Annotated in this window: 19 protein-coding genes; 18 read left to right on the top strand and 1 reads right to left on the bottom strand. The window is 63.7% G+C overall.

Going from position 1 to position 25,338, the window contains the following annotated elements; all coding sequences use genetic code 11:
* Window positions 1-28 precede the first annotated feature (28 nt).
* Together KOL99_RS17610 and KOL99_RS17605 are read left to right on the top strand one after the other, a co-directional pair.
* Entirely contained in the window at window positions 29-1,219 is a 1,191-nt protein-coding gene (locus KOL99_RS17610) for an FIST signal transduction protein (protein WP_216511785.1), read from the top strand.
* 17 nt (window positions 1,220-1,236) lie between these two features.
* Window positions 1,237-3,807, top strand: coding sequence for a hybrid sensor histidine kinase/response regulator (locus KOL99_RS17605; protein ID WP_216511784.1), 2,571 nt, complete (start codon window positions 1,237-1,239; stop codon window positions 3,805-3,807).
* 71 nt (window positions 3,808-3,878) lie between these two features.
* Here the strand turns inward: KOL99_RS17605 and KOL99_RS17600 are convergent, their stop codons facing one another.
* Window positions 3,879-4,307 (bottom strand): MerR family transcriptional regulator, encoded by a 429-nt coding sequence (locus KOL99_RS17600; protein WP_216511783.1) that lies wholly within the window; start codon window positions 4,305-4,307, stop codon window positions 3,879-3,881.
* Window positions 4,308-4,808: 501 nt separating this feature from the next.
* Here KOL99_RS17600 and KOL99_RS17595 point away from each other — a divergent pair.
* The 16 genes from KOL99_RS17595 (at window position 4,809) to KOL99_RS17520 (ending at window position 25,130) form a co-directional block, all read left to right on the top strand.
* Window positions 4,809-6,368, top strand: a complete 1,560-nt coding sequence (locus KOL99_RS17595; RefSeq protein WP_216511782.1) for an acetyl-CoA hydrolase/transferase C-terminal domain-containing protein — start codon at window positions 4,809-4,811, stop codon at window positions 6,366-6,368.
* A gap of 22 nt (window positions 6,369-6,390) precedes the next feature.
* Entirely contained in the window at window positions 6,391-7,227 is an 837-nt protein-coding gene (locus tag KOL99_RS17590) for an IclR family transcriptional regulator (RefSeq protein ID WP_216511781.1), read from the top strand.
* Between the two features lie 115 nt (window positions 7,228-7,342).
* Window positions 7,343-7,648: a DUF485 domain-containing protein gene (locus KOL99_RS17585; protein WP_216511780.1), complete on the top strand. Its 306-nt coding sequence runs from the start codon at window positions 7,343-7,345 to the stop codon at window positions 7,646-7,648.
* Between the two features lie 32 nt (window positions 7,649-7,680).
* Window positions 7,681-9,681: a solute symporter family protein gene (locus KOL99_RS17580; protein WP_216511779.1), complete on the top strand. Its 2,001-nt coding sequence runs from the start codon at window positions 7,681-7,683 to the stop codon at window positions 9,679-9,681.
* A gap of 181 nt (window positions 9,682-9,862) precedes the next feature.
* Complete coding sequence (locus KOL99_RS17575; protein ID WP_216511778.1) at window positions 9,863-10,441, top strand: DUF6125 family protein; 579 nt, start codon at window positions 9,863-9,865, stop codon at window positions 10,439-10,441.
* 31 nt (window positions 10,442-10,472) lie between these two features.
* Entirely contained in the window at window positions 10,473-13,721 is a 3,249-nt protein-coding gene (gene icmF, locus KOL99_RS17570) for a fused isobutyryl-CoA mutase/GTPase IcmF (RefSeq protein WP_216511777.1), read from the top strand.
* Between the two features lie 148 nt (window positions 13,722-13,869).
* Window positions 13,870-14,403 carry a nitroreductase family protein gene (locus tag KOL99_RS17565; RefSeq protein ID WP_216511776.1) on the top strand — a complete coding sequence of 178 codons (534 nt, stop codon included), beginning with the start codon at window positions 13,870-13,872 and terminating at the stop codon, window positions 14,401-14,403.
* Window positions 14,397-15,563: a M24 family metallopeptidase gene (locus tag KOL99_RS17560; RefSeq protein ID WP_216511775.1), complete on the top strand. Its 1,167-nt coding sequence runs from the start codon at window positions 14,397-14,399 to the stop codon at window positions 15,561-15,563. Before KOL99_RS17565 ends, KOL99_RS17560 begins: the two co-directional genes overlap by 7 nt.
* Window positions 15,564-15,816: 253 nt before the next feature.
* Window positions 15,817-16,992: a thiolase family protein gene (locus KOL99_RS17555; protein WP_216511774.1), complete on the top strand. Its 1,176-nt coding sequence runs from the start codon at window positions 15,817-15,819 to the stop codon at window positions 16,990-16,992.
* Between the two features lie 39 nt (window positions 16,993-17,031).
* Entirely contained in the window at window positions 17,032-17,883 is an 852-nt protein-coding gene (locus KOL99_RS17550) for a 3-hydroxybutyryl-CoA dehydrogenase (RefSeq protein ID WP_216511773.1), read from the top strand.
* 18 nt (window positions 17,884-17,901) lie between these two features.
* On the top strand, window positions 17,902-18,684 hold the full coding sequence (locus KOL99_RS17545; protein ID WP_216511772.1) for an enoyl-CoA hydratase/isomerase family protein: 783 nt from the start codon (window positions 17,902-17,904) through the stop codon (window positions 18,682-18,684).
* A gap of 175 nt (window positions 18,685-18,859) precedes the next feature.
* On the top strand, window positions 18,860-19,999 hold the full coding sequence (locus KOL99_RS17540) for an acyl-CoA dehydrogenase (protein WP_216511771.1): 1,140 nt from the start codon (window positions 18,860-18,862) through the stop codon (window positions 19,997-19,999).
* Between the two features lie 91 nt (window positions 20,000-20,090).
* A complete protein-coding gene (locus KOL99_RS17535) occupies window positions 20,091-22,208 on the top strand; it encodes a heterodisulfide reductase-related iron-sulfur binding cluster (RefSeq protein ID WP_216511770.1) in 2,118 nt (705 codons plus the stop codon).
* 28 nt (window positions 22,209-22,236) lie between these two features.
* Window positions 22,237-23,013 carry an electron transfer flavoprotein subunit beta/FixA family protein gene (locus tag KOL99_RS17530; RefSeq protein ID WP_216511769.1) on the top strand — a complete coding sequence of 259 codons (777 nt, stop codon included), beginning with the start codon at window positions 22,237-22,239 and terminating at the stop codon, window positions 23,011-23,013.
* A 9-nt stretch (window positions 23,014-23,022) separates the two neighbouring features.
* Window positions 23,023-23,940: an electron transfer flavoprotein subunit alpha/FixB family protein gene (locus tag KOL99_RS17525; RefSeq protein ID WP_216511768.1), complete on the top strand. Its 918-nt coding sequence runs from the start codon at window positions 23,023-23,025 to the stop codon at window positions 23,938-23,940.
* A 32-nt stretch (window positions 23,941-23,972) separates the two neighbouring features.
* Window positions 23,973-25,130 carry an acyl-CoA dehydrogenase family protein gene (locus tag KOL99_RS17520; RefSeq protein ID WP_216511767.1) on the top strand — a complete coding sequence of 386 codons (1,158 nt, stop codon included), beginning with the start codon at window positions 23,973-23,975 and terminating at the stop codon, window positions 25,128-25,130.
* The last annotated feature ends 208 nt before the right edge of the window (window positions 25,131-25,338 follow it).

The following is a 25,338-nucleotide window of genomic DNA, read 5'->3' as shown; positions in this document are numbered from 1 at the left end:
TCATCCCCCCAAAGGGGTGGAGGTTTTGATGGGAACGTCGGTAGGAATAGGGTTTAGCATGCGCAAGAACCCGGTCGAGGCGGGCCAGGAGGCGGCCCGGGTCGCCCTGGCACAGGCGGGAATCGCCAAGCCGGACTTCGTCATGGTTTTCGCCACGGTGGGGTACCACCAGCAGCGGCTGATCGCCGCGATCCGGGAGACGACCGGCGGGGCGCCGCTGTGCGGTTGCTCGGGGGAGGGCATCATCGCCCAGCAGGATGTCGCCGAAACCAATTTCGCCGTCGGCGTCATGGTGATCGCCTCCGACGAGCTGCGCTTCGGGATCGCCTCGATCCCCGCCATAGGGGAGCGCGGCGACCTGGCCGGCGCGCGTCTGGCCCAGAAGATTGCGCCACTGATCGCTTCCGACAGCCGCGCCTTTTTCCTGCTGGCGGACGGGCTGGGCTTCGATTTCGATCCTTTTGTCTCCGCATTTGAGGCGGTGTTGTCCCCGTCGGCGCGGCTGCCGATCTTCGGCGGGCTGGCAGCCGACAACTGGGCCTCGCGCAGGACCTACCAGTACCACGACGACGAGGTGCTCAGTGACGGGGCCTGCTGTGTCGTCATGTCGGGCAAGGGGCGCGTCGCCTGGGGGATCAATCACGGCTGCGTCCCCGTGGGAACCAAGCGCACCATCACCCGCAGCAAGGGGAACATCATCTACGAGATCGACGGGGTGTCCGCCCTCGAGCTGCTCAAGGAGTACCTGGACGAGGACTGGGCCATCAAGTGGAACAAGGCCACCCTGAACCTCTGCCTGGGCTTCAAGACTCCCGAACACCTGCGCCAGGGGTACGAGGAGTATTTCATCCGCTACATAACCGACAAGGACGACCGGGAGGGCTCGGTCACCATCCAGTCCGACGTGGCGGAGGGGACGGAGCTCTGGATCGTGCGCCGCGACAAGGAACTGATGATGAACGGCCTGCGCTCGATACCGCGGCAGATCAAGGAGCAGCTCTGCGGCGACCCGCCGAAGTTCGTGCTGCAGTTCGAATGCATGGGCCGGGGCAGGGTGGTGTTCAAGGAGCAGGAACGCATGGAGCTGGTCAAGTCCCTGCAGCGCGATCTGGGGGAGAATGTGCCCTGGCTCGGGTTCTACACCTATGGCGAGATCGGGCCGATCAGCAAGTACAACTGCTTCCACAATTTCACCTCGGTCGTCACCGTCGTGTACTAAGACGAAAGATGTAGCGTATGAGCGAATCAGCAAAAGACATCGCCCCGGCAGCCGAGCTTGAAAAGCTGCGTCGGGAGAACGAGATCCTGTCGGAGCAGGTGAAAAGGCTGGTCAAGGCCGAGAGCAGGCTCTACGACTACCAGGAGCAGCTGGACGCCCAGGTCAAGGAGTACAGCGAGCTCTACGACCTGAGCCGCAAGCTCTCCACCTGCGCCGACCTGTCCGCCATCTTTGAACTTGCCACCGGCTACGTCATCAACAGCCTCAACTATGAACGTGTCCTCATTTTCCAGAAGTCCGACGACGGCGCCGCCTACGCGGTCTGCGCCTGGGACGGCTATTACGACCCCGACGAGGCAAGCGCCGTCGCCTCCCTTAGCATTCCGAAGAAGGCCCCCTTCCTGGCCCCGCTCTTTGACGGCGAAAACTACCGTATCTGCACGGAAGGCTACCGGCAGCACACGCTCTCCCAATACCGCGCCAAGCTCTTGATGAACGAGTATCTCCTTTGTCCGCTGGGCAATCCTTCCGATCCCGCTGTGCTCATAGCGGTGGGAAACTCCGCGGAAAACGCCGATTTCAACCGCAGGATCAGCGACAGCGAGGAGGCCCTGTTCGGCATCGGCAACCTGGTGGGGCTCCTCTCCTCCGCGATCGAGAACCTGATCCACTACGCCGGCATGAAGAAGGCGCTGGAGCAGGAGCGGCTCGCCGAGGCGAAGTACCGCGGCATCTTTGAAAACGCCATGGAGGGGATCTTCCAGACCACGCCGGAAGGGAAGTTTCTGAGCTGCAACTTCGCCACCGCCGCCATCCTCGGCTACCAGACACCGGAAGAGGTGCTGGAAAACGTGGTGGACATCGGGCCGCAACTCTACGTGGACCCCAAACGGCGCGACGAGCTGTACGGGATGATGAACCAGCGGCAAAACGTGAAGAATTTCGAGGTGGAATTTTACCGCAACGACGGCAGCAAGATCTGGGTCAACCTGAGCACGCGCCCCACCTTCGACGACAACGGCGTGCTCGCCCACATCGACGGCATCATGCAGGACATCACCGAGCGAAAGCGTGACGAGGATTCCCTGCGCAAGCTCTCCCAGGTGGTCGAGCAAAGCCCCGTGTCCATCGTCATCACTGACACCTCCGGGTGCATCGAGTTCGTCAACCCAAAGTTCGTGCAGCTGACGGGGTACACGCTCGAGGAGGTAGCCGGCAGAACCCCGAGGTTTCTGAAGTCGGGCAAGTCCGACCCGGAGGAGTCCCGCACGCTGTGGCAGACCATCGCCAGCGGCAAGGTGTGGGAAGGGGAGTTCCTGAACAAGAAGAAGAACGGCGAGCTTTTCTCGGAGCACGCCACCGTTGCGCCGATCAGGGACAGAAACGGCGTCATCACGCACTACCTGGCGGTCAAGGAGGACATCACCGAGCGCAAGCTGCTGGAAGCCCAGCTGTTCCAGTCGCAGAAGATGGAGTCGATCGGGCGGCTGGCGGGCGGTGTGGCGCACGACTTCAACAACATGCTGAGCGTCATCCTCGGGTGCGCGCAGCTCGCCCTGCGCGAGGCCGAGGAAGGGACCCCGCTGTGGCAGGACCTGGACCAGATCATCCACGCCGCCAAGCGCTCCAGCGACATCACCCGCCAGTTGCTGGCGTTCTCGCGCAACGAGGTGATCGCGCCGCGGGAAGTGAACCTGAACGAGCACTTCGCCGAGATGCAGAAAACGCTGGGTCGGCTGATCGGTGAGGACATCAAGATGTCCTTCCAGCCCGCGCCTGATCTCTGGACGGTCAACGCCGACACGACGCAACTGGACCAGATCCTGGTCAACCTGGCGGTGAACGCCCGCGACGCCATGGAAAACGGCGGGGTGCTCACCGTGGCGACGGCGAACATCACGGTGGACAGCAGCTACAGCCAGTACCACCTAGACGCCTCCCCCGGCGATTACGTGCAGCTTTCGGTGAGCGACACCGGCTGCGGCATGGACCGCGACACCATCGATCGCATCTTCGAACCGTTCTTCACGACCAAGGAGGTGGGGAAGGGGACGGGGTTGGGGCTGGCAACGGTCTATGGCATCGTGCGGCAGCACAACGGCTTCATCAACGTGTACAGCGAGCCGGGGCAGGGGACCATCTTCCAGATCAACTTCCCAAGGTGTGCCGGAGCCGCCCCGGTCGGGGAGGACGCGGCACTCGATGCCTCCCTGGTGGGATCGGGAACCGTGCTGCTGGTCGAAGACGACGCGCTGGTGCGCAAGATGACGCTGCGCGCCCTGCGGGATCTGGGCTACACGGTGATCCATGCCTCCGGCGCCGACGAGGCGATCGCCATCTGCAGGGACGGGGAGACGCGCATAGATGTCATTCTGACCGACGTGGTGATGCCGGGGATGAACGGCAAGGAGATGGTCGATGCCATCGAGGCTTTTCGACCGGGGCTGAAGGTCCTGTTCATGTCGGGGTACACCAGGGACCTCGTGGCCCAGCGCGGCGTGGTGGATGAGGGGAGGCATTTCATCCAGAAGCCGTTCGACTTGCAGTCGCTGGGCCGGAAACTGAAGGAAGCGCTGCGGGATAGGTAGGTCCTGGCAGGGCGGGTGAGAGGGCCGAGTGGATCCCTCCCCGTACCTCTCCCAAAGGTGAGAGGGGATTGCTACACTTCGGTACTTTGCTCCCGTTCGTTCGCGAGCGCGAACTGCTTCATCATCTTCTGCCGATACCCCACGATGTCCTGTCGTAGCGACGCCAGTTGTGCCATCTTTTCATCCACCTTGGCGACATGCACGTCAAGGATCTCGATCAGTCGCGGGATCATCTTCTCGGTCTGCTTGGCGTCTCCGTATGCCACATAGAGATCCTGCATCTCCTTGATCGTCAGCCCCAACTCTTTGAGCTTGATGATGAACTTTATCCTTCTGACATAGTAGGGGGTGTACCCCCTGGTGGCGCCGTCCTGCCGCTCCACCGATTCCACGATCCCCACCTCTTCCCAGTAGCGCAGGGTCCTCGTCGTGAGTCCCAGATCCTTCGCCAAGTCGCTGATCGAGACGATGGTCTCGCCTTCCTTCTGCACGTTGTTCATTTGTTTCACCTTTACGTAAATTGCGCCATTCTCAGCTAAGCACCGTCTTTTGTCAACCAATAGTCGGTGCAAAGAAAACGCGCGGGAACCGACGCTGGGATGCCAAAAAAACAAATAAGTATAATTCTGTTTTATTTATGGTTGACATTAACGTAAACGACTGATATTTTTTTACCGCGATTTGGATGGCGCAGTCAAATACCCTGTAAAACGGTCGGTTTCTTGCGGGATCGCCCTGGCGGCAAAAGGAACACCGGTGCATATTTCCCCTTGGCGTCAAATGCGCTCATGGTTTGCAGGACCGGTTTTTTGGGGGAACCGGCATGACGCTACCCCGGGTGGTGGGATGACTTCCGGCTGTTCATGGCGTTATTGACGATGTGCCAAACCTGTGTTCTGTTTCATCTGGTCCCGTAAAAATACCTTTTATTCCGGTTTGTAGCGCTGGTTGTCCCTCTATGGCTTGGTCTGCATAAGCTTAATTAACTAACGGAGGTTTAAATGAGCGAGCTGCACAAAAGGATCAGGAAGACGAGCCTGCATTCGAGAATCATGAACGCCGAGGATACCATCCCCTTTTTCCGTAACGGCATGGACCTGGGCTGGTCCGGCTTCACCCCGGTCGGCTATCCCAAGGTGGTGCCGGCAGCCCTGGCCGACTACGTGGAGAAGCACAACCTCCAGGGAAAGATGCGCTTCAACCTCTTCATCGGCGCTTCCATCGGCGCGGAGATCGAGGACCGCTGGGCTTCGCTGTTGATGACCGACAAACGCTGGCCCTACCAGACCGGCAAGGTGGTGCAGAAACAGGTGAACAACGGCACGGTACGCATGGGGGACAAGCACCTCTCCGTCTACGCGCAGGACCTGGCCTACGGGTTTTACACCAAGGAGAGGGGAGGCGGTTTCGACCTGGGGCTCATCGAGGCGAGCGGCATCACCGAGGACGGCGGCATCATTTTGGGAGGCTCCATCGGCTGCGCCACCGAGGTGATCCAGCACTCCGACAAGCTCATCATCGAGATCAACACCGCGATTCCCTCCTTCGAGGGGCTCCACGACATTGTGATGACCGAGCGCCCTCCCTACAAGAAGCCCTACCTGATCAGCCGGGTCGACGACCGGATCGGCTCCCCCTACGTCCCCTGCGACCCCGACAAGATCCTCGCCATCGTGGAGTCGCGCCTGCCGGACCGCGGGCGCGCCCTGTCCGCTCCCGACGAGACCTCGGAACAGATCGCCGCGCACATACTCGACTTCTTCCAGTTCGAGGTGAAGGCCGGCCGGCTGCCGAAGAACCTCCTGCCGCTGCAGTCGGGCGTCGGCAACATAGCCAACGCGGTGGTCGGCGGCATGGTCAAGGGGCCGTTCTCCAACGTCAAGGTGTGGACCGAGGTGATCCAGGACACCATGCTGGACTTCTTCGACTCGGGAAAGCTCGATTTCGCCTCCTCCACCTCGCTTTCCCTCTCCGAAAACGGCTTCAAGCGGCTCTACGACAACTGGGACTTTTACGTCCAGAAGGTGGTGCTGCGCCCCATGCAGATCAGCAACAACCCGGAGCCGATCCGTCGCCTGGGGGTGATCGCCATGAACACGCCGGTCGAGTTCGACATCTACGGACACGCCAACTCCACCCTGGTGGGAGGTACCCGGATGATCAACGGCATCGGCGGCTCCGGGGATTTTCTCCGCAACGCCTACCTCTCCATCATGCACACCCCGTCCACGCGCCCCTCGAAGACCGATCCCACCGGCATCACCTGCGTGGTTCCCATGGCGCCGCACGTGGACCACACCGAGCACGACCTGGACGTCCTGGTCACCGAGCAGGGGCTTGCCGACCTGCGCGGGCTCTCGCCCCAGGAGCGCGCGAGGACCATCATCAGCAAGTGCGTCCATCCCGACTACAAGCCGCTGATGCAGGAGTACTACGAGCGGGCCAGGCGCGAGTGCTGCGAGCTGAACGTCGGCCACGAGCCGCACCTGCTCTTCAAGGTGTTCAAGATGCAGCAGCACCTCGCGGAAAAAGGGACCATGAAGATCGACAACTGGAACTAGCTGGGCCAGAGAGGGCGGACGGATGGAACGGGAGAAAGGTGAGCTTTCCAGTGACGAGTTGCAAAAGGCGGTCGAACTCCTCGAGATAGTGGCGGCCCGGGGCAAGGGATGTTCCCTGTCGGCGCTGGCGCGCCAGGCGGGGATCACTCCCTACCGGGCGCGGCTCCTGCTGGCGCTTTTGGAGGACAAGGGGCTGGTGCAGTGCGCGATCCAGAGCGGGAAGTATGACGAGAGCCGCGCCAGGAAGCTGGCCCGGAGCCTTTTGCAAAACGCCCGCAACAGCAGGGTCCTCGGGCCGGTGCTCCGGTCGGTGTTGTCGGAGCACGACGACGAGCTCAAGGTGACCATCCTGAAGGATGCCCGGCCGGTCCTGGAGGCCTTGGCCCGCCGGCACAACGAGGCGATCTACATGGCGGTCCCAAACGGTGACGAGGTGCTGCTGCTGGACATGGTGGATCCCTTGCGGCAGGAGCGGGGCGAGCTGGTCGGGCGGCGCTTCCCGTTTTTCGCCAACGCCGCCGGCAAGGTGATGCGGGCCATCGATTCCTGGGACCTGCTGGAGCAGATCGGCCGGAGGTGGCGCGGCGGCCGCGGAGAGCACCCGGACCTCGCCGCCCTGCGGGTCGAACTGGAGAAGATCAGGGAGAACGGTGTTGCGGTGGAGTGCAGCGGCATGGGGGACGGCGTGGTTACCGTGGCGGTGGCGGTCCGGGACTACGCCGGCAAGGTGGTGGGCGCCCTGATGCTGATCGGGCCTTCGTTCCGGCTGCTGGGGGACAGGCTGGAGCAGGAGATCATCCCCTCGCTGCGCCTGAGCGCCGAACTTCTCTCCGCCAGGTTCGGCTACGCCCGCCCCTGACACACGCAAGCCTCTCGTGGAGCTATTGGCCCCCCTGGCGCAGGCGGGGGGATGAACACGGAAGCGGCGGCCCCGCTTTCAGACGCTGGTAACCCTAACAGAAGGAGTGACGGCCATGTCGGAACAACAGCAATGGCAAGCAATCGCCAACCACAGCAAGTTCATCGAGCTAAAGCGCAAGAAACGGAACTTCCTCTTCAGCTGGTGGATCATCTCGACCATCTACTACCTCCTGCTCCCGGTCATCTCCGGCTACTTCCCCGAGGCCTTCCGGGTGAAGGTCATCGGCCCCATCAACTTCGGCTACCTCTTCATCCTGTCCCAGTTCGTCATGGCCATCGGCGTCGCCATCTACTACGCCCACGTGGCCAACAAGACCTTCGACCGACTCACCAAGCAGCTCTTGGAAGCCTTGCAATAGATGCGTCCATCAATCAAAGAGGGGGACCAGATATGAAAAAGAGGATCGCCGCTTTAACCGTAGCACTGTCGCTATCGATGTTCGGCGCGGCCGCCGTGTGCGCCCAGGCGCCCGCCGGCGCCGCCGCACCTCAGGCCGCCACCGTCGCCGCTCCTCAGGCCGGCGCTCCCGCCGCCGCAGCTGCCCAGGCAGCGGCTCCCGCGGCGAACGTCGCCGCCAAGGCGGTGGCAACGCCGGCCAAGGGAGGCGCCGCTCCGGCCAAGATCACCCCCAACCGCGGCATCACCATCGGCATGTTCGCCCTCATCATCGCCGTCACCATGGGCGTCGTGGTCTGGGCAGCCAAGAAGACCCAGACCGCCTCGGACTTCTACACCGCCGGCGGCGGCATCACCGGCTTCCAAAACGGCTGGGCCATCGCCGGGGACTACATGTCGGCCGCCTCCTTCCTCGGGATGTCCGGCCTCATCTCCCTCTACGGCATCGACGGCTTCATGTACGCGGTGGGACCGATGTTCTCCTTCATCGCCATCCTCCTGGTCATCGCCGAGCCCTGCCGCAACGCCGGCAAGTACACGCTGGGCGACATTCTCTGTTTCAGGAGCTCGCCCAAGGTGGTGCGCGGCGTCGCGGCGCTGTCGACGGTGACCGTCTCCATCTTCTACCTGATCGCCCAGATGGTCGGCGCCGGGAAGCTGATGCAGATGCTTTTGAACATCCCGTACCGCGTTTCGGTGATCGGGGTGGGCGCGCTCATGGTCGCCTACGTCGTTTTCGGCGGCATGAAGGCCACCACCTGGGTGCAGATCATCAAGGCCTCGCTGTTGATGGGCGCCACCACGGTGCTCTGCCTGCTGGTCGCCATCAAGGCCGGCTTCAACCCGGTTCGCTTCTTCACCGACGTGGTCAGTAACAGCGCGATCCAGGAGCACGTGCGCATGAACGTCCTGAAGGACGTCATCGCCAAGCCCGGGGTCGACTACGGCCAGCGGTTCCTGGAGCCCGGCCTGTTCCTGAAGAATCCCCTGGACCAGATCTCTCTCGGCCTCGCCTGGGCGCTCGGCGCCGCCGGCCTGCCCCACATCCTGATGCGCTTTTTCACCGTTCCCAGCGCGAAGGATGCGCGCAAGTCCATCATCGTGGCCCTGTTCCTCAACTCCAGCTTCTTCTTCATGATCAGCGTGATCGGCTTCGGCGCCGCGCTCTACCTCACCCCGCAGGCGATCTCCGCCGTGGACAAGGGGGGCAACATGGCGACGCTGCTTCTGGCCCAGCACATGGGCGGCGGCGCGGGGAGCCTCGGTGGCGACATCTTCCTTGCCTTCATCTGCGCGGTCGCCTTCGCCACCATCCTCGCCGTGGTCTCCGGCCTGGTGCTGGCGGCCTCCGCGGCTATCGCCCACGACGTCTACGTCAACATCATCAAGGACGGCAAGGCGGATCAGCAGCTGCAGGTGAAGGTGGCCCGCATCACCTCGCTGTTCGTGGGAACTTCCGCCATCGTCATGGGGCTCATGGCGGAGAAGGAGAACGTGGTGGCCCTGGTGGCGCTGGCCTTCGCGGTCGCCGCTTCCGGCAACTTCCCGGTCATCATGCTGTCCCTGTTCTGGCGCAAGTTCAACACGGCGGGGATCGTTTCCGGCCTGGTTGTAGGTACCATCTCCGCCCTGACCCTGGTCATGGTCTCGCCGGTAATGACCTATCCGAAGAAGATCGCCGCCGACGCCAAGAAGGTGGTGGAGACCCTTGAGAAGAAGCAGGCCGGCGGCGCGGTGCTGGCCGAGAAGGAAGTGCAGGCCCTGGAGAAATCGCGGACGGAGTACGTGAAGAACAAGGACGGCAAGTCCATGGTCGGCCTGGACGCCCCGATCTTCCCGCTCAAGAACCCGGGCATCGTCTCGGTTCCGCTGGGCTTCCTGGCCGCCGTCTTTGGCTGTCTGCTCTTTAGGGAGCGTCGCGCCGAGGAGATGTTCGACGAGATCGACGTGCGCCAGAATACCGGCATCGGCATCGCCAGCGCCGCCGATCACTAGCACGTTTGCCAAACCTGCCCCCCTCCCCGGCCTCCCCCCTCCCGGGGGAGGGGGCGTCCACACAGCGTTCCCTCCCCCGGAGGGGGAGGGACAGGGAGGGGGGAAGGACTCGCTTGCATGCGACCTAGTGGACTGGAACAGCCGCGACTGGCGCCGAGAAACTCATCAAGGAGGTGAACCCGTGACAAACGCTAACAACCTGCAACAGATCCCAGCCGTGGAGCAGCCGGAGGGGGACGAGGGACTCCGGCTCCTCTACATGCTCAGCAAGGAGGAACTGGTCAGGATCATCGTCGACGACGCCAAGAACTGGCTCGCCCACGACGGGGTCTGGTTCCAGTCGCTGGAGCGAAAGTACGGCATGGACGTGGCGGTGGACATCGACACCGACGCCTGGCGCCTCTTCACGGTCATCGAGGCCAAAAGGATCATGGAGCGGCTCTCCATGAAGCCGGGCGGCGGCATCCCGGCCCTGGTGGAGTGCCTTAAACATCGCTTCTACGCCCGCTTGAACCTCCAGGAAAGCGTCGAGGTGAGCGAGACCCGGGCCGTGTTCCGGATGCTCGACTGCCGGGTGCAGTCGGCCAGAAAGCGCAAGGGGCTTCCGGACCACCCCTGCAAGTCCGTCGGGATCGTCGAATACTCCGAGTTCGCCCGGACCATCGATCCGCGCATCACGACCCGCTGCATTGCCTGTCCTCCCGACCCGCACCCGGAGGAGTTTTGGTGCGCCTGGGAGTTCACCTTGAAAACCGATTAGCAGCACAGACCACCTCGCAAGGAGGAACGACATGCACATAGCCGCTGCGGAGCCTTATCGCTCCAGACACAAGGTACGATTCGTCACCGCGACCAGTCTCTTTGACGGGCACGATGCCGCCACCAACATCATCAGGCGGATGCTCCAGGCCTCGGGCGCCGAGGTGATCCACCTGGGGCACAACCGCTCCGTGGACGCCATCGTCACCGCCGCCATCCAGGAGGACGCCCAGGGGATCGCGGTGAGCTGCTACCAGGGGGGGCATGTCCCGTTCTTCAAGTACATCTGCGACCTGCTCCGGGAGCGCGGCGCCGACCACATCAAGGTCTTCGGAGGGGGAGGCGGCGTGATCGTCCCCGAGGAAGTGCGCGAGATAGAGTCCTACGGCGTGAGCAAGATCTTCTCCCCCGAGGACGGCAGGCGCATGGGGCTGCAGGGGATGATCAACCACATGATGGAGCTGTGCGACTTCACGCCCGAGCGCGATACGGACCGGGAGATCGAGCGGCTCAAGGAGCGGGACATCCGCGCGGTCAACACCCTGATCACCCTGGCCGAGCAGGCGGTTCACGACCGGAACGAGGGGTACGGGGCGGTACGGGACCGGATCCGGGCCATGGCGCGCGAGGTGCCGGTGGTCGGCATCACCGGGACGGGCGGTGCGGGGAAAAGCTCGATCACCGACGAACTGGTGCGCCGTTTCATCAGGGACTTCCCGGAGAAAAGCGTGGCGATCCTGGCGGTGGACCCGTCCCGGCAGCGCACCGGCGGAGCGCTCCTGGGCGACCGGATCCGGATGAACTCCATCAACACGGACCGGGTCTACATGCGCTCCCTGGCCACCCGCGATTCCCGTTCGGAACTCTCCGCCGCGATTCGTGACGCCCTTGACGTGGTGCGCGCCTCCGGTTTCGACCTGGTCATCGTGGAGACTTCGGGGATCGGGCAGGGGGACGCCGGGGTGGTGGAGATCTGCGACGTCTCGCTCTACGTGATGACCTGCGAATTCGGCGCCCCGACCCAGCTCGAGAAGATCGACATGCTCGACTTCGCCGACCTGGTGGCGCTCAACAAGTTCGAACGCAAGGGGGCCGAGGATGCGCTGCGCAACGTGCGCAAGCAGTACCGCCGCAACCGGAACCTGTTCGACATCCCGGACGCGGAACTCCCGGTCTACGGCACCATCGCCTCGCAGTTCAACGACCCCGGCACCAACGTGCTCTACCGCGCCCTGCTGGACCGGGTCAACGAGAAGAAGGACGCGGGGTGGCGGTCGCGCCTGCAAGTGACCGAGCGCGAGAGCCTGAAGCAGTACATCATCCCGCCGGACCGGGTGCACTACCTGGGCGAGATCGTCCAGGCCGTGCGCGGCTATCGCAAGGATGTGGAGGAGCAGGCCGCCGTGGCCCGCACCCTGTTCCAGCTCTCCGGCGCCAGGGCCCAGGTGAAGGGGGAGGGGGCGGTCGCGGAACTGGAGCAGTTGATCGGGACCTTCTCCGCGAAACTGCAGGAGGAGCCGCGGCGCATCATTGACGGCTGGAAGTCGCTCAAGGAGTGCTATCGTCAGGAGGCCCAGGTCACCAAGGTGCGCGACAAGGAAATCCGCACCGAGCTCCACACCACCTCGCTCTCGGGGACGAAGATCCCCAAGGTCTGCCTCCCGGACTACCAGGACTGGGGCGAGATCGTCAAGTGGTCCATGAAGGAGAACCTCCCCGGTTTCTTCCCGTACACGGCGGGCGTGTTCCCCTTCAAACGCTCCGAGGAGGACCCGAAGCGTCAGTTCGCCGGCGAGGGGACCCCGGAGCGGACCAACAGGCGCTTCCATTACCTGTGCCAGGACGACGGCGCCAAGCGCCTCTCCACCGCCTTCGACAGCGTCACCCTCTACGGGGAGGACCCGGATTACCCACCCGACATCTACGGCAAGGTGGGGGAGAGCGGGGTCTCCATCTGTACCGTCGAGGACATGGAGAAGCTGTACGCCGGCTTCGACCTCTGCGCCCCCTCGACCAGCGTCTCCATCACCATCAACGGCCCGGCGCCGATCATGCTCGCCTTCTTCTTCAACGCGGCGATCAGGCAGCAGGTGGCGCAGTTCAAAACCGCGCAGGGGCGCGAGCCGTCGGCGTCGGAATACGCCGAGTTGAAGGCCCGCACCCTGCAGACCGTGCGCGGCACGGTTCAGGCCGACATCCTGAAGGAGGACCAGGGGCAGAACACCTGCATCTTCTCCACCGAGTTCGCGCTCAGGATGATGGGGGACATCCAGCAGTACTTCATCGAGCAGCAGGTGCGCAACTACTACTCGGTCTCCATCAGCGGCTACCACATCGCCGAGGCCGGTGCCAATCCGATCTCGCAGCTCGCCTTCACGCTGTCCAACGGGTTCACCTACGTGGAGTACTACCTGTCACGCGGCATGCACATCGACGACTTCGCGCCGAACCTCTCCTTCTTCTTCAGTAACGGTCTCGACCCCGAGTACACCGTGATCGGCCGGGTGGCGCGGCGCATCTGGGCGGTGGTGATGCGGGAGAAGTACGGCGCCAACGACCGCAGCCAGAAATTGAAGTACCACATCCAGACGAGCGGCCGGTCGCTGCACGCCCAGGAGATGGATTTCAACGACATCCGCACCACGCTGCAGGCCCTGATGGCGCTTTACGACAACTGCAACTCCCTGCACACCAACGCCTACGACGAGGCGGTCACCACCCCGTCCGAGGAGTCGGTGCGCCGGGCCATGGCGGTGCAGATGATCATCACCAAGGAGCTCGGGCTTGCCAAGAACGAGAACCCGTTGCAGGGCGCCTTTATCATCGACGAACTGACCGACCTGGTGGAGGAGGCGGTCATCGCCGAATTCGAGCGGATCGACCAGCGCGGCGGCGTTCTGGGTGCCATGGAAACCCAGTACCAGCGCAGCAAGATCCAGGACGAGTCCATGCTCTACGAGGCGAGGAAGCACTCCGGCGAGCTCCCCATCGTCGGCGTCAACACCTTCCTCAACCCGCACGCGGGCGAAGAGGGATACCAGATCCCCGGAGAACTGGCCCGCGCCACCGTGGAGGAGAAGGAGCAGCAGATCAGGAACCTGCGCGCCTTCCAGGAAGGGCACAAGGATGAGGCTCCGCTCGCCCTGGCGCGGCTCCAGGAGACGGCGGTGGCTGGCGGCAACATCTTCGCCGAGCTGATGGAGACGGTGCAGTGCGCCTCGCTGGGGCAGATCACCCGGGCGCTCTATGAAGTAGGCGGCGAGTACCGACGCAACATGTAGCCAGGCGCTGCTGGTCGAAACCGCCTGGACCCGAGAAGAAGTGCCACCCCACGTCCCCTCCCCCGGAGGGGGAGGGACAGGGAGGGGGAAACAGCCTGCGGTAGGTAGCGGCGCTGGAGGCAACGAGGAAGAACAAGGAGGACAAACCGTGGACGTGTTCCAAGCCATAAACGACAGAAGAAGCATCCGTAAATACCGGGACACCCCCGTCGAGTGGGAGAAGGTGAGCCAGGTGCTCGATGCCGGGCGCCTGGCGCCATCCTGGAAGAACATGCAGTGCTGGCGCTTCCTGGTGCTCTCGGCGGGAGGGAAGCGGAACGCGCTGCTGGACGCTTTCCCCGACGACAACCCCGGCAAGAAGGCGCTGTCGCAGGCCCCGGTGACCATCGTGGTCTGCGCCGATCCGGCACAGTCCGGCGTCGAGAACGGCATCGAGTACTATGTCGCCGACACCGCCATCGCCTTCGAGCATATCTGCCTGGCCGCGCACGGCCTCGGGCTCGGCACCTGCTGGATGGGGCTCTTCGACGAGCGGACCCTGAAGAACTCCCTCGGCATCCCGGAGGGGATACGGGTGGTCGGGGTGACGCCGCTGGGTTACCCGGACCAGGAGCCCAAGGCGCGGCCGCGCAAGGAGTTGGCGGAAATCGCGTATCACAACGACTGGGGGAGCGCATGCTGACCAAGACCGAATCTGAGCAGAGGATCTCCCGGCTGCAGGGCGGGCTGAAACAACAAGAACTCGACGGCGCCCTGTTCATCTATCCCATCGACATCTACTACTTTTCCGGCACGCGGCAGAATTCCGCGCTCTTTGTTCCCGCGGAAGGGAAGCCGCGCCTGATGGTGCGTAAAAGCTACTTCCGCGCCCAGGCGGAGAGCGTCATCGACGACACGCGCCCCTTTCCCTCCAGCAAGGAGTTCGCCTCTTTGTTCCCGCCCGGCTTGAAGCGGGTCGGTTTCACGTTCGACGTGGCGCCGGTTCAGCAGTACCAGTACTACGCGAAGCTCCTGCCTGGCGTCGAGTTCGTGGACGTCTCCACGCTGAACCGGGAACTGCGCAGCGTGAAGTCAGCACTGGAACTGGAGCGTATGCGGGAAAGCGGCGCCAGGCTTTGCGGAGTGTTCAAGGAAGTGCCCGGTTTTCTGCGGGCGGGGATGCGCGAGCTGGACCTCGCCGCGGAGTTCGAATATCGGCTGCGCAAGGCGGGAGGCGAAGGGTACGTGCGCATGCGCGCCTACAACCAGGAGTTGTTCCAGGGGCTTGCCGTCAGCGCCGGCGCCGGCAATCCTGGGTTCTTCGACGGCGCGGTCACCGGTCGGGGACTCTCCAACGCCTCGCCCCACGGTGCCTCGACCGATGCCATAGCCGCCAACGCCCCGGTGCTGGTGGACTACACCGGCGTCTTCAACGGCTACATCGTGGACATGACACGGATGTTCGTGGTGGGGCGGCTCGCCGCGGAATTGGAGCGCGCCTTTGCCACCTCGTTGCGGATCCAGCAGCACCTGGCTGAGAACCTGAAGCCCGGCGCGGTCTGCGAAGACCTTTTCGCCCAGGCCGCCGAGATTGCTGAGGGCGAGGGGCTGGCGAGCAACTTCATGGGCGCGCCGGGGGAGAACGCAAAGTTCGTGGGACATGGCGTGGGGCTCGAGCTGGACGAATTCCCGGTGCTGGCCCAGGGATTCAAGTCGCAGCTGCGGGCGGGGCAGACCATCGCCATCGAGCCGAAGTTCGTGCTCCCCGGCCTCGGTGTTATAGGTATCGAAAACACGTTTGCCGTGGCCCCAGAGGGCGGGGTGAAAATCACGGATTTGCCCGACGATATCGTGTATGTGTGATGCTAAAAACAATTTTTGTTTTACCGAGGGGCTCGCTGATTCGAGCCCCTTTTTTGTGGCTGAATAAATTTTATCGTTGTATTTCGGTTGGTTGTGGCGCGGAAAGTGGTGCCTGTCTTTGATCGCGCTGCGGCGGGTCGGCGCCGGTGGTACAATAAATTCTCGTATTTAAACTCTTGTTATACTTTTGCTTGACTTTAACGTAAACGACAGATAAAGTTCTAACCAACACATCAACACCGGGAGGGAAACGATGCAAGACGTCTTCATAGTGGAATCGCTGAGAACCCCGTTCGGCTCCTTTGGCGGCTCGTTGTCCGACGTTGAGGCGCCCGTGCTGGGGGGGACCGTGATCAAGGCGCTCCTGGAGCGTGCCGACCTAAACCCCGCCCAAGTCGACGAGGTCATCGCCGGCCAGGTTCTCAGCGCCGGGGTGGGGCAGGCTCCCGCCCGGCAGGCCATGCGCTACGCCGGCATTCCCGACGCCGCGCATGCGCTCACCATCAACAAGGTCTGCGGCAGCGGCTTGAAGTCGATCATGCTCGGTGCCGGTTCCATCATGCTGGGCGATTCCGACGTGGTCATCGCGGGTGGGATGGAGAACATGTCGCTTGCCCCCTTCATCCTGAAAAAAGCGCGCTACGGCTACCGCATGGGGCATGGTGAACTCACCGACCTCATGATCTACGACGGCCTGCAGGACCCGTACTCGGGGCGTCACATGGGCGACATCGCCGAAGAGGCGGCCGCGCGGCACGCCCTCTCGCGCGAGGCCCAGGACCAGTTCACCGTACGCTCCTACACCCGGGCGCAGGAGGCGGTTCGCGGCGGCATCTTCAAGGACGAGATCGTGCCGGTGCTGAAAAAGGGACGCGGCGGCGAGGTGACGGTCGAGGAGGACGAGGAGCCTTTCAAGGTCGACTTCGGCAAGCTCACCGCCCTCAAGCCGGTCTTCAGAAAGGACGGCACCATCACCGCCGCCAACGCCTCCACCATCAACGACGGCGCGGCGTTTTCCCTGCTGGCCGGCGCCGACGCGGTGAAGCGCCTGAACCTGAAGCCACGGGCGCGCATCGTCGCCCATGCCACCTGCAGCCTCCATCCCGAGCGCTACACCGAAGCACCCGTCGGGGCCATCGAGGTCGCCTGCGCCAAGGCGGGGCTGAAGCCGAAAGACATCGACCTTTTCGAGGTGAACGAAGCCTTCGCCATTGTCGCCATGATCGCCATCAAAGAACTTGGCCTGGACCCGGACAAAGTGAATGTCAACGGCGGCGCCTGCGCCATCGGCCATCCCATCGGCGCCAGCGGCGGCAGGCTGACCGCGACGCTCGTGCGCGAACTGCACCGGCGCCAGGCACGCTACGGGCTCGCCACCCTTTGCATCGGCGGAGGCGAGGCGGTCGCGGTAGTATTCGAAAGGGTCTGACCCGCACGTAAAGAATCCACGTTTTGATAGGAGGCTGACATGTTCAAGGTAGTAGGCGTCATAGGGGCCGGCCAGATGGGAAGTGGCATCGCCCATGTCTTCGCCCAGCACGCGTACCAGGTTCTGCTCTACGACATTTCCCAGGCTCAGCTGGACAAGGCGCTCAAGTCCATCGAACAGAACCTGGAGCGCCAGGCGAAAAAGGGGGTCATCTTCACCACCAGCATCGAGGGGATCATGGCGCGCATCACCGCCACCAAGGATCTCAAGGACTTCGCACAGTGCGACCTGGTGGTGGAGGCGGCGACCGAGAACGAGAACCTCAAGTTCGAGCTCTTCAAGAAGCTGGACGAGATCGTCGCGCCGGAGGCCATCCTCGCCTCCAACACCTCCTCCATCTCCATCACCCGCATCGCGGCCTGCACCAAGCGCCCGGACAAGGTGATCGGCATGCACTTCATGAACCCGGTGCCGATCATGACGCTGGTGGAGGTGATCCGGGGGCTGGGCACCAGCGAGGAGACCTTCCAGGCCATCGGCGCCCTGGTCGCGCGGCTCGGCAAGGAAATGGCGGTCGCCAAGGACTACCCCGGCTTCATCGTGAACCGGGTGCTGATCCCGATGATCAACGAGGCGATCTTCGCGCTCTACGAGGGGATCGCCACGGCGGAGGACATCGACAAGGGGATGAAACTCGGCACCAACCAGCCCATGGGACCGCTGGTCCTCGCCGACTTCATCGGCCTCGACACCGTGCTCGCCATCTGCAACGTCCTGCATGACGGCTTCAAGGATCCCAAGTACCGCCCCTGTCCGCTCCTGGTCAACATGGTCAACGCCGGGTATCTCGGCAAGAAATCGGGGAAGGGATTCTACGACTATCAGGGCTAGGCCTGGGGAGCGATCATCATGGAAAACCAGAACATCCGTTGCGATATCGCCGAGGGAGTGGCGACCGTCACCGTGAACCGGCCGGCGAGCCTGAACGCGCTGAACAGCCAGGTGCTGGGCGAGTTGGAGTGCACCCTCTACAACCTGGAGCAGGACCCCGCCGTGCAGGTGGTGATCCTCACCGGAGCGGGAGAAAAGGCGTTCGTCGCCGGCGCCGACATCAAGGAAATGGCCGACATGAACTCCTTCGAGGGGCACCGTTTCGCCCTTCAGGGGCAGCGGGTCATGCTCTTCATCGAGAAGATGGGCAAGCCCGTCATCGCCGCGGTCAACGGTTACGCCCTCGGGGGCGGTCTGGAGCTGGCCCTCGCCTGCGACGTGATCTACGCCTCCGACAACGCCAAGCTCGGCTTCCCCGAGGTCACCCTAGGGATCATCCCCGGTTTCGGCGGCACCCAGAACCTCTCCCGTCTCATCGGCCCCAACCGGGCCAAGGAACTCGTCTACAGCGGCAGGATGATCAACGCCCAGAAGGCCCTCGCCTGGGGTGTCGTCAACGAGGTGGTCGCCCAGGCGGAACTGGCGGCGAAGGCCCTGGAGCTGGCGCGGGAGATCGCCAAAAACGGCAGCCTCGGCGTCGCCTACGCCAAGAACGCCATCGTCAACGGTCTCAACATGACCAAGGAAGACGGCTTCCGCTATGAGAGTTCCCTCTTCGGCGTCCTCTTCGCCACCGAGGACCAGAAGGAAGGTATGGGCGCCTTCGTGGAGAAGCGCAAGGCGCAGTTCCGAGGCAAATAGCGTCCGACGCCAAATCCCTCTCCCTTTGGGAGAGGGTGGCCGAAGGCCGGGTGAGGGTGCCGTTGCCTGCCGAGCAGTTGCCTCGTGAAGCCCTCACCCCTGCCCCTCTCCCGGAGGGCGAGGGGAATAGAGACATTCGAATTTCCCTAACCGGCACACATAACAGGAGGATGCAATGGATTTCGAATTGAGCCAGGACCACAAGGTATTGAGGGATTCGGTGCGTGAGTTCGTGGAGAAGGAGATCAAGCCGATCGCGATGCAGATCGACGAGGAGCACATGATCCCGGACGCGCTGGTCAACAAGATGGCGGAGATGGGCTTCCTGGGGAGCTACCTCCCCGAGGAGTACGATGGCGCCGGGCTCGACATGCTCTCCTACGCCATCGTGGTCGAAGAAGTCTCCAAGGCGTGCGGCTCCAGCGGCGTGCTCATCTCGGCCCACACCTCGCTGGCCTGCGGCCCGATCTACACCTTCGGCACCGAGGCCCAGAAGAAGAAGTGGCTCCCGGCGCTGAACACCGGCAAGGTGATCGGCTGCTTCCTCCTCACCGAGCCCGATGCCGGCAGCGACGCCGGGGCCATCTCGACCACCTACCGGCGCGAGGGGGACGAGTTCGTCATCAACGGCTCCAAGATCTTCATCACCAACGGCGGCTACCGCGGCACCGGCGTCCTCTTCGCCACCTCCGACAAGAGCCTCAAGCACCGGGGTGTTTCCGCCTTCATCATCGACCTCAATTCCCCGGGGGTCGAGATCCTCAAAAACGAGAAGAAGCTCGGTATCCGGGGCAGCTACACCACCGCCTTCGCGCTGGACAGCGTGCGCATCCCGGCGGAGAACCTCCTCGGGCAGGAAGGGCAGGGGTTCAAGATCGCCATGGATACTCTCAACGGCGGGCGCATCGGCATCGCGTCCCAGGCGCTCGGCATCGCCGAGGGCGCCTTCGAGCGGGCGCTCGCGTACTCCAAGGAGCGCAAGCAGTTCGATCACCCCATCTGCGAGCTGCAGGCGATCCAGTTCAAGCTGGCCGACATGTACACCCGCATCGAGACCAGCAAGCTGATGACCTACAAGGCCGCCTGCCTCAAGGACGCCAAGAAGAACTACACGGCGGAGTCGGCGATGTGCAAGATGCTTGCTTCCGAGGCGGCCACCTATGTCACCAAGGAGGCGATCCAGATCCACGGCGGCTACGGCTTCATCTGCGACTACGAGGTGGAGCGCATGTTCCGCGACGCCAAGATCACCGAGATCTACGAAGGTACCAACGAGGTGCAGCGGGTGGTCATCTCCAAGATGCTGCTCTCGTAAGGCCTTCACTCCTCCCCCCGGAGGGGGGAGGCGGGGAGGGGGGAAGCTGGCAGCGGCGCAATCCGCATCAGTCAACACGCAGGAGTGAGTCATGGAAGCTACCAGGGAAATCTATTGGAACGTAGGGCACGGCGTGGTGCTCCCGATGTACCTGCTCACGCTGCTCGCCTTCGCCGCCTGCGCCTACGGGTGCTGGAAGCGGATCGAGGTCTACCGGCAGGGGAAACCCCTCAACCGCCTGGACAACCTGCGCGAGCGGATCATGCTGATGGCCACCAACCTGTTCGGCCAGATCAGGGTGCTGCGCGTCGCCGGCCCCGGGATTCCGCATGCGCTGTTCTTCTGGGGCTTCGTCGTCCTCTTCATCGGGACCCTCCTGGTCATGGCCCAGGCCGACGTCTCGCAGCCGCTCTTCGGCGTCAGGATTCTCACCGGCGGCTTCTACAAGGCCTACTCGCTGGTGCTGGACCTCGCTGGCCTGGCCGCGCTGGTCACCCTGTTCGGCCTGGCGCTCAGGCGCTTCGTGGCACGGCCGGAGGGGCTCAAGATCACCCGCGACGACTACCTGATGCACGGCCTTTTATCCGCCATCATCGTCACCGGTTTCTTCGCCGAAGGCGTACGCATGGCCGCCACGGAGCTGCGTCAGAACCCGGACCTGGCCCGCTTCTCGCCGATCGGACTCTTCGTCGCCGGCCAGTTCGCCGCGCTCGACCTCCAGTCCCTCAAGGAGCTGCACCGGCTCTGGTGGTGGTGCCATTTCCTGCTGGTCACCGGTTTCATCGCCGCCATCCCCTGGACCAAGTTCCGTCACCTGCTGACCACCCCCGCCAACTACCTCTTCGTCGATCTCAGGCCAAAGGGGAGCATCGCCACCATCGACCTCGAGGCCGAAGGGGTGGAGCATTTCGGGGTGGACAAGGTCGCCGACCTCACCTGGAAAGACATTTTCGACGCCGATGCCTGCACCAGCTGCAAACGGTGCCAGGATCGCTGCCCCGCCTTCAACACGGACAAACCGCTCTCCCCGATGCAGGTGGTGCAGCAGATCGGCGAGACCGCGTGCACGGCGCCGCAGGCGGACCTGATCGAGACGGTGGGCCGGGACGCCCTCTGGTCCTGCACCACCTGCCGCTCGTGCCAGGAGATCTGCCCGGCGCAGGTGGAGCACGTCAACAAGGTCATCGAGATGAGGCGCAACCTGGTGCTCATGCAGGGCGAATTCCCCGGCGAGGAGGTCATGGTCGCGGCCAACAACGTCGAGGTGAACGGCAACCCCTTCGGTATGGCCTACGCGGAGCGGGGCAAATGGTCCGACGGCCTCCCGGTGCGGCACCTCTCCGAGGGGGAGGGGGCGGACATCCTCTACTTCGTGGGGTGCTACGCCTCCTTCGACAAGAGAAATCAGGAGGTGGCCAAGAGCTTCGTGAAGATCTGCGACGCGGCGGGGGTGAGCGTCGGCATCCTGGGCAAGGAGGAGCGCTGCTGCGGCGAACCGCTGCGCAAGCTGGGCAACGAGTACCTGTACCAGGTGACGGCCCAGGAGAACATCGAGCTGATCAAGGGGTACGGCGTGAAGAAGATCGTCACCACCTGTCCCCACTGTCTCAACACCCTGGGACGCGACTACCGCGACCTCGGATTGGACGTGGAAGTCGAACACTACACCGTCTTCATCGACCGGCTGCTCACGCAAGGGACACTCGCCCTCGCTCCGCACCAGTTCGACTACACCTACCACGACTCCTGCTACCTTGGTCGCTACCAGGGCATCATGGAGCAACCGCGCAACGTGCTGCACGTCGCCGGGGGGAGGATCAACGAGATGCAGAGGTCCGGGCTGGAGAGCTTCTGCTGCGGCGCCGGCGGCGGCCGGATCCTCGCCGAGGAAAAGCTGGGGAGCCGGATCAACGTGCAGCGGGTCAAGATGGCCGAGGCGACCGGGGCGCCGCTCATCGTATCCAACTGTCCCTTCTGCCTGACCATGTTCGAGGACGGCATCAAGACCGGTGATTGCGAAGGGAAACTGGCGGTGCGGGACCTGGCCGAGGTGGTGGCCGAACGGCTCGCGACGCCGCTCGAGATAGGGAAGGCGGGGCCGGAACTGAGCATGGCCGCCGTCACCGCATTAGCCGAGGTGGCCGGCAGAATCGAGCCGGCGCCGCCGGAAGAGGAGCGGCTGGCGGCCGCGGAAGGTGTCTCGGCGTGACGCCGCAAAGAATCCAGAGGAGGAAGCTATGAAGATACTGGTGTGCATCAAACAGGTGCCGGACATGGAGTCCCGGTTCAGACCCAACGGCGAAAAGACCTGGTACGACGAGAGCGACCTCGCCTTCCGCATGAACGAATACGACGAATACGCGGTGGAACAGGCGGTACAGCTCAAGGAACAACTGGGCGGCGAGCCCGAGATCACGGTCCTTTCCATCGGTCCCGAGCGGACGGTGGAGGCGATCAAGAAGGCGCTCGCCATGGGGGGGGACCGTGCCGTCCACATCCGGGACGACAGGTACTACCAGAAGGATCCCTGGCAGATCGCCTCGATGATCGCGAGCTACGCCAAGGGGGAGGCGTTCGACCTGATCTTCACCGGCATGCAGTCCCAGGACCGCGGTTCGGCGCAGGTCGGCGTCATCGTGGCGGAACTCTTAGGCCTCTCCTGCGCCACCACCCTGGTCGGCTTCAGCTATGACGGCGGCACCATCACCGTCAAGAGGGAGCTGGAAGGGGGGATCAAGGGCGTTGCCAAGCTGAAGCTCCCGGCGCTGGTCACCTGCCAGCTGGGGCTCAACACCCCGCGCTATCCGACCCTTCCCAACATCATGAAGGCGAAGAAGAAGGAGATCGCTTCCCTGACGCCGGCCGAGCTCTCCGGCGAAGCCGAACTGACCGCCACCGCCGCGATCTACCCCCCCGCCAAGAAAGGTGGCGGCCTGGTGCTGGAAGGGGACATCGGCGTCCAGGTGGACCGGCTGATGGGGATCCTGAAGGAAAAGACCGCGGTGCTCAGATAGGAGGAGACCATGAAAGCGTTACTGATAGGGGAATACCGGCAGGGAAAGCTCCTCGACACCACCTACGAATTGAAGGCCTTCGCCGACCGCCTTGGCGCCGACAGCGTCATGCTGCTGGTGGGGAGTGATACCGAACTCCCGAAATACGCCGGCAAGCTTTACCTGGCCGATGCCGCCAAATACGGCGAGTACAACCCCGACCTGCACAAACAGCTGGTGCTGCAGGCCGTCGAGAAGGAGAACCCGGACTGCATCGTCTTCGTCCACTCCTCCTACGGCTGGGACCTCGCGCCGCGCGTCGCCGTCGCCCTAAAGGCGGGCCAGGTCTCCGAGATCGTGGCGCTCAACGAGGGAGCCTACGAGGTGAACGCTTGCAACGCCAAGCTGCGCCGGACCGTGACCCCCAGAAGCGGTCGCTGCGTGCTTACCATCCAGGCGGGCGCCTTCAGTCCATCCGGCGAGCCGCAGGGGACGCCGCAACTGGAAAGATTGGAGCTTTCCGGCACCGCCTCCGCCATCGAGTTCGTGGGGTACGAGGCCGCCGAGCAGAAAGGGGTCGACCTCAGCAAGGCCGAGGTCATCGTGAGCGCCGGCCGCGGCGTGGGCAAGAAGGACAACGTCCCGGTCATCGCCGCCCTCGCCAGCGCCCTCGGAGGCGAGCTCGGCGCGAGCCGCCCGGTGGTCGACGCCGGCTGGGTCGATCACAGCCACCAGGTCGGCACCACCGGGCAGACGGTGAGCCCCAAGCTCTACGTCGCCTGCGGCATCAGCGGCGCCATCCAGCACCTGGCGGGAATGAAGAAAGCCGACTTCATCGTGGCCATCAACAAGGACAAGGACGCCCCCATCGGCGAGATCGCCGATGTCCTGGTGGTAGCGGACGTGATGCAGTTCGTCCCCGCTTTCACGGCCAAGTGTGCGCGATGAACCTGTAACCGATTCACAAAGGGGAGACACCGATGTTTCTCGAACTTACCGAAGAGCAGAAGCTGATCCAGGAAACCGCCCGCAACTTCGCCCGTTCCGAACTGGAGCCGCTCGCGGCCAAGCTGGACCGGGAGGGAGACCGCCCGGCGTTCCTCGCCAACCTGAAGAAGCTGGCCGAGTTGGGCTTCATGGGCCTCAACGTGCAGGGCGAGTATGGCGGCTCAGAGGCCGGGGTGGTCGCCTTCAGCGTGGCCATGACCGAAATCGCCCGTGCCTGCGCCTCCACCGCGGTGACCGTCTCGGTCAACAACATGGTCTGCGAGGTGATCCAGGCCGTCGGCTCGCAGGAGCAAAAGGAGAAGTACATCCCGCGCATCTGCTCCGGCGCCTACGCCGCCGGGAGCTTCGCCCTCACCGAAACCGGCGCCGGTTCGGACCCCGCCGGCATGACCACCACCGCGGTCCTCGACGGCGACAGCTGGGTGCTGAACGGCTCCAAGATCTTCATCACCAGCGCGCCTTACGCCGGCGTCTTCGTGGTCTGGGCGGTAACCGACCGGGAGGCGCCCAAAGGGAAGGGGATCAGCTGCTTCCTGGTGGAGCAGGGGACGCCGGGGCTCGTGATCGGCAAGCAGGAGGAAAAGACCGGGCAGCACGCCTCGGCCACCAACGAACTGGTCTTCGACAACTGCCGTATCCCCAAGGACGCGCTGATGGGGAAGCTGAACGACGGCTTCCGCATCGCCGTCGCCGAACTGGGCGGGGGGAGGATCGGCATCGGCTCCCTGGCGCTCGGGGTCGGCCTTGCGGCCATGGACTACGCCACCAGGTACAGCACCGAACGGGTGCAGTTCGGGCAGAAAATCAGCAGCTTCCAGGCCATCCAGTGGAAGATCGCGGACAGCTACACCGAACTGGAGGCGGCGCGCCTGTTGCTCATGAATGCCGCCTTCCGCAAGGAGAGCGGCCGCCCCTTCGCCAAGGAGGCGTCCATGGCCAAGCTCTACGCCACCGAGGCCGCCAACCGCGCCTGCTACAACGCGGTCCAGATGCTGGGCGGCTACGGCTACACCGCCGACTTCCCGGTCGAGCGCTACGCCCGCGACGTCAGGATCACCTCCATCTACGAGGGGACCAGCGAAATCCAGCGGGTCATCATCGCCCGGGAGATCCTGAAAAACATCAGCTAGCAAGGCTGCCTGATAGTCCATCTCCCAGGGGGCAGGGATGAGGGTTTCCTTGCACGCCGCGTCACTCGTACGTCCTGTAGGGGCGAATAATTATTCGCCCAGCCGCCGCTGCCCCGCCCCGGCCTTGGCAAGCGAGGCGGAGGTGCGATGAAGTTAGGTGCATTGGCCGTAGGGGCAAAAAATGTTTACCCCTCGTCCTCCGGGGCGG

Origin of the sequence: Geomonas azotofigens (genome assembly GCF_018919395.1) — a bacterium.
GTDB lineage: Bacteria > Desulfobacterota > Desulfuromonadia > Geobacterales > Geobacteraceae > Geomonas > Geomonas azotofigens.
Note: the sequence above shows the minus strand (reverse complement) of the source record. Positions and strands in the feature narration are given on the sequence as shown.

What these genes read in the sequence shown, in the direction of transcription:
- icmF (WP_216511777.1), top strand. Translation starts at nt 10,473, where the DNA reads ATGCACATAGCCGCTGCGGAGCCTTATCGCTCCAGACACAAGGTACGA.
- KOL99_RS17525 (WP_216511768.1), top strand. Translation starts at nt 23,023, where the DNA reads ATGAAAGCGTTACTGATAGGGGAATACCGGCAGGGAAAGCTCCTCGAC.
- KOL99_RS17595 (WP_216511782.1), top strand. Translation starts at nt 4,809, where the DNA reads ATGAGCGAGCTGCACAAAAGGATCAGGAAGACGAGCCTGCATTCGAGA.
- KOL99_RS17605 (WP_216511784.1), top strand. Translation starts at nt 1,237, where the DNA reads ATGAGCGAATCAGCAAAAGACATCGCCCCGGCAGCCGAGCTTGAAAAG.
- KOL99_RS17580 (WP_216511779.1), top strand. Translation starts at nt 7,681, where the DNA reads ATGAAAAAGAGGATCGCCGCTTTAACCGTAGCACTGTCGCTATCGATG.
- KOL99_RS17545 (WP_216511772.1), top strand. Translation starts at nt 17,902, where the DNA reads ATGGAAAACCAGAACATCCGTTGCGATATCGCCGAGGGAGTGGCGACC.
- KOL99_RS17550 (WP_216511773.1), top strand. Translation starts at nt 17,032, where the DNA reads ATGTTCAAGGTAGTAGGCGTCATAGGGGCCGGCCAGATGGGAAGTGGC.
- KOL99_RS17600 (WP_216511783.1), bottom strand. Translation starts at nt 4,307, where the DNA reads ATGAACAACGTGCAGAAGGAAGGCGAGACCATCGTCTCGATCAGCGAC.
- KOL99_RS17610 (WP_216511785.1), top strand. Translation starts at nt 29, where the DNA reads ATGGGAACGTCGGTAGGAATAGGGTTTAGCATGCGCAAGAACCCGGTC.
- KOL99_RS17585 (WP_216511780.1), top strand. Translation starts at nt 7,343, where the DNA reads ATGTCGGAACAACAGCAATGGCAAGCAATCGCCAACCACAGCAAGTTC.
- KOL99_RS17520 (WP_216511767.1), top strand. Translation starts at nt 23,973, where the DNA reads ATGTTTCTCGAACTTACCGAAGAGCAGAAGCTGATCCAGGAAACCGCC.
- KOL99_RS17555 (WP_216511774.1), top strand. Translation starts at nt 15,817, where the DNA reads ATGCAAGACGTCTTCATAGTGGAATCGCTGAGAACCCCGTTCGGCTCC.
- KOL99_RS17535 (WP_216511770.1), top strand. Translation starts at nt 20,091, where the DNA reads ATGGAAGCTACCAGGGAAATCTATTGGAACGTAGGGCACGGCGTGGTG.
- KOL99_RS17560 (WP_216511775.1), top strand. Translation starts at nt 14,397, where the DNA reads ATGCTGACCAAGACCGAATCTGAGCAGAGGATCTCCCGGCTGCAGGGC.
- KOL99_RS17540 (WP_216511771.1), top strand. Translation starts at nt 18,860, where the DNA reads ATGGATTTCGAATTGAGCCAGGACCACAAGGTATTGAGGGATTCGGTG.
- KOL99_RS17530 (WP_216511769.1), top strand. Translation starts at nt 22,237, where the DNA reads ATGAAGATACTGGTGTGCATCAAACAGGTGCCGGACATGGAGTCCCGG.
- KOL99_RS17590 (WP_216511781.1), top strand. Translation starts at nt 6,391, where the DNA reads ATGGAACGGGAGAAAGGTGAGCTTTCCAGTGACGAGTTGCAAAAGGCG.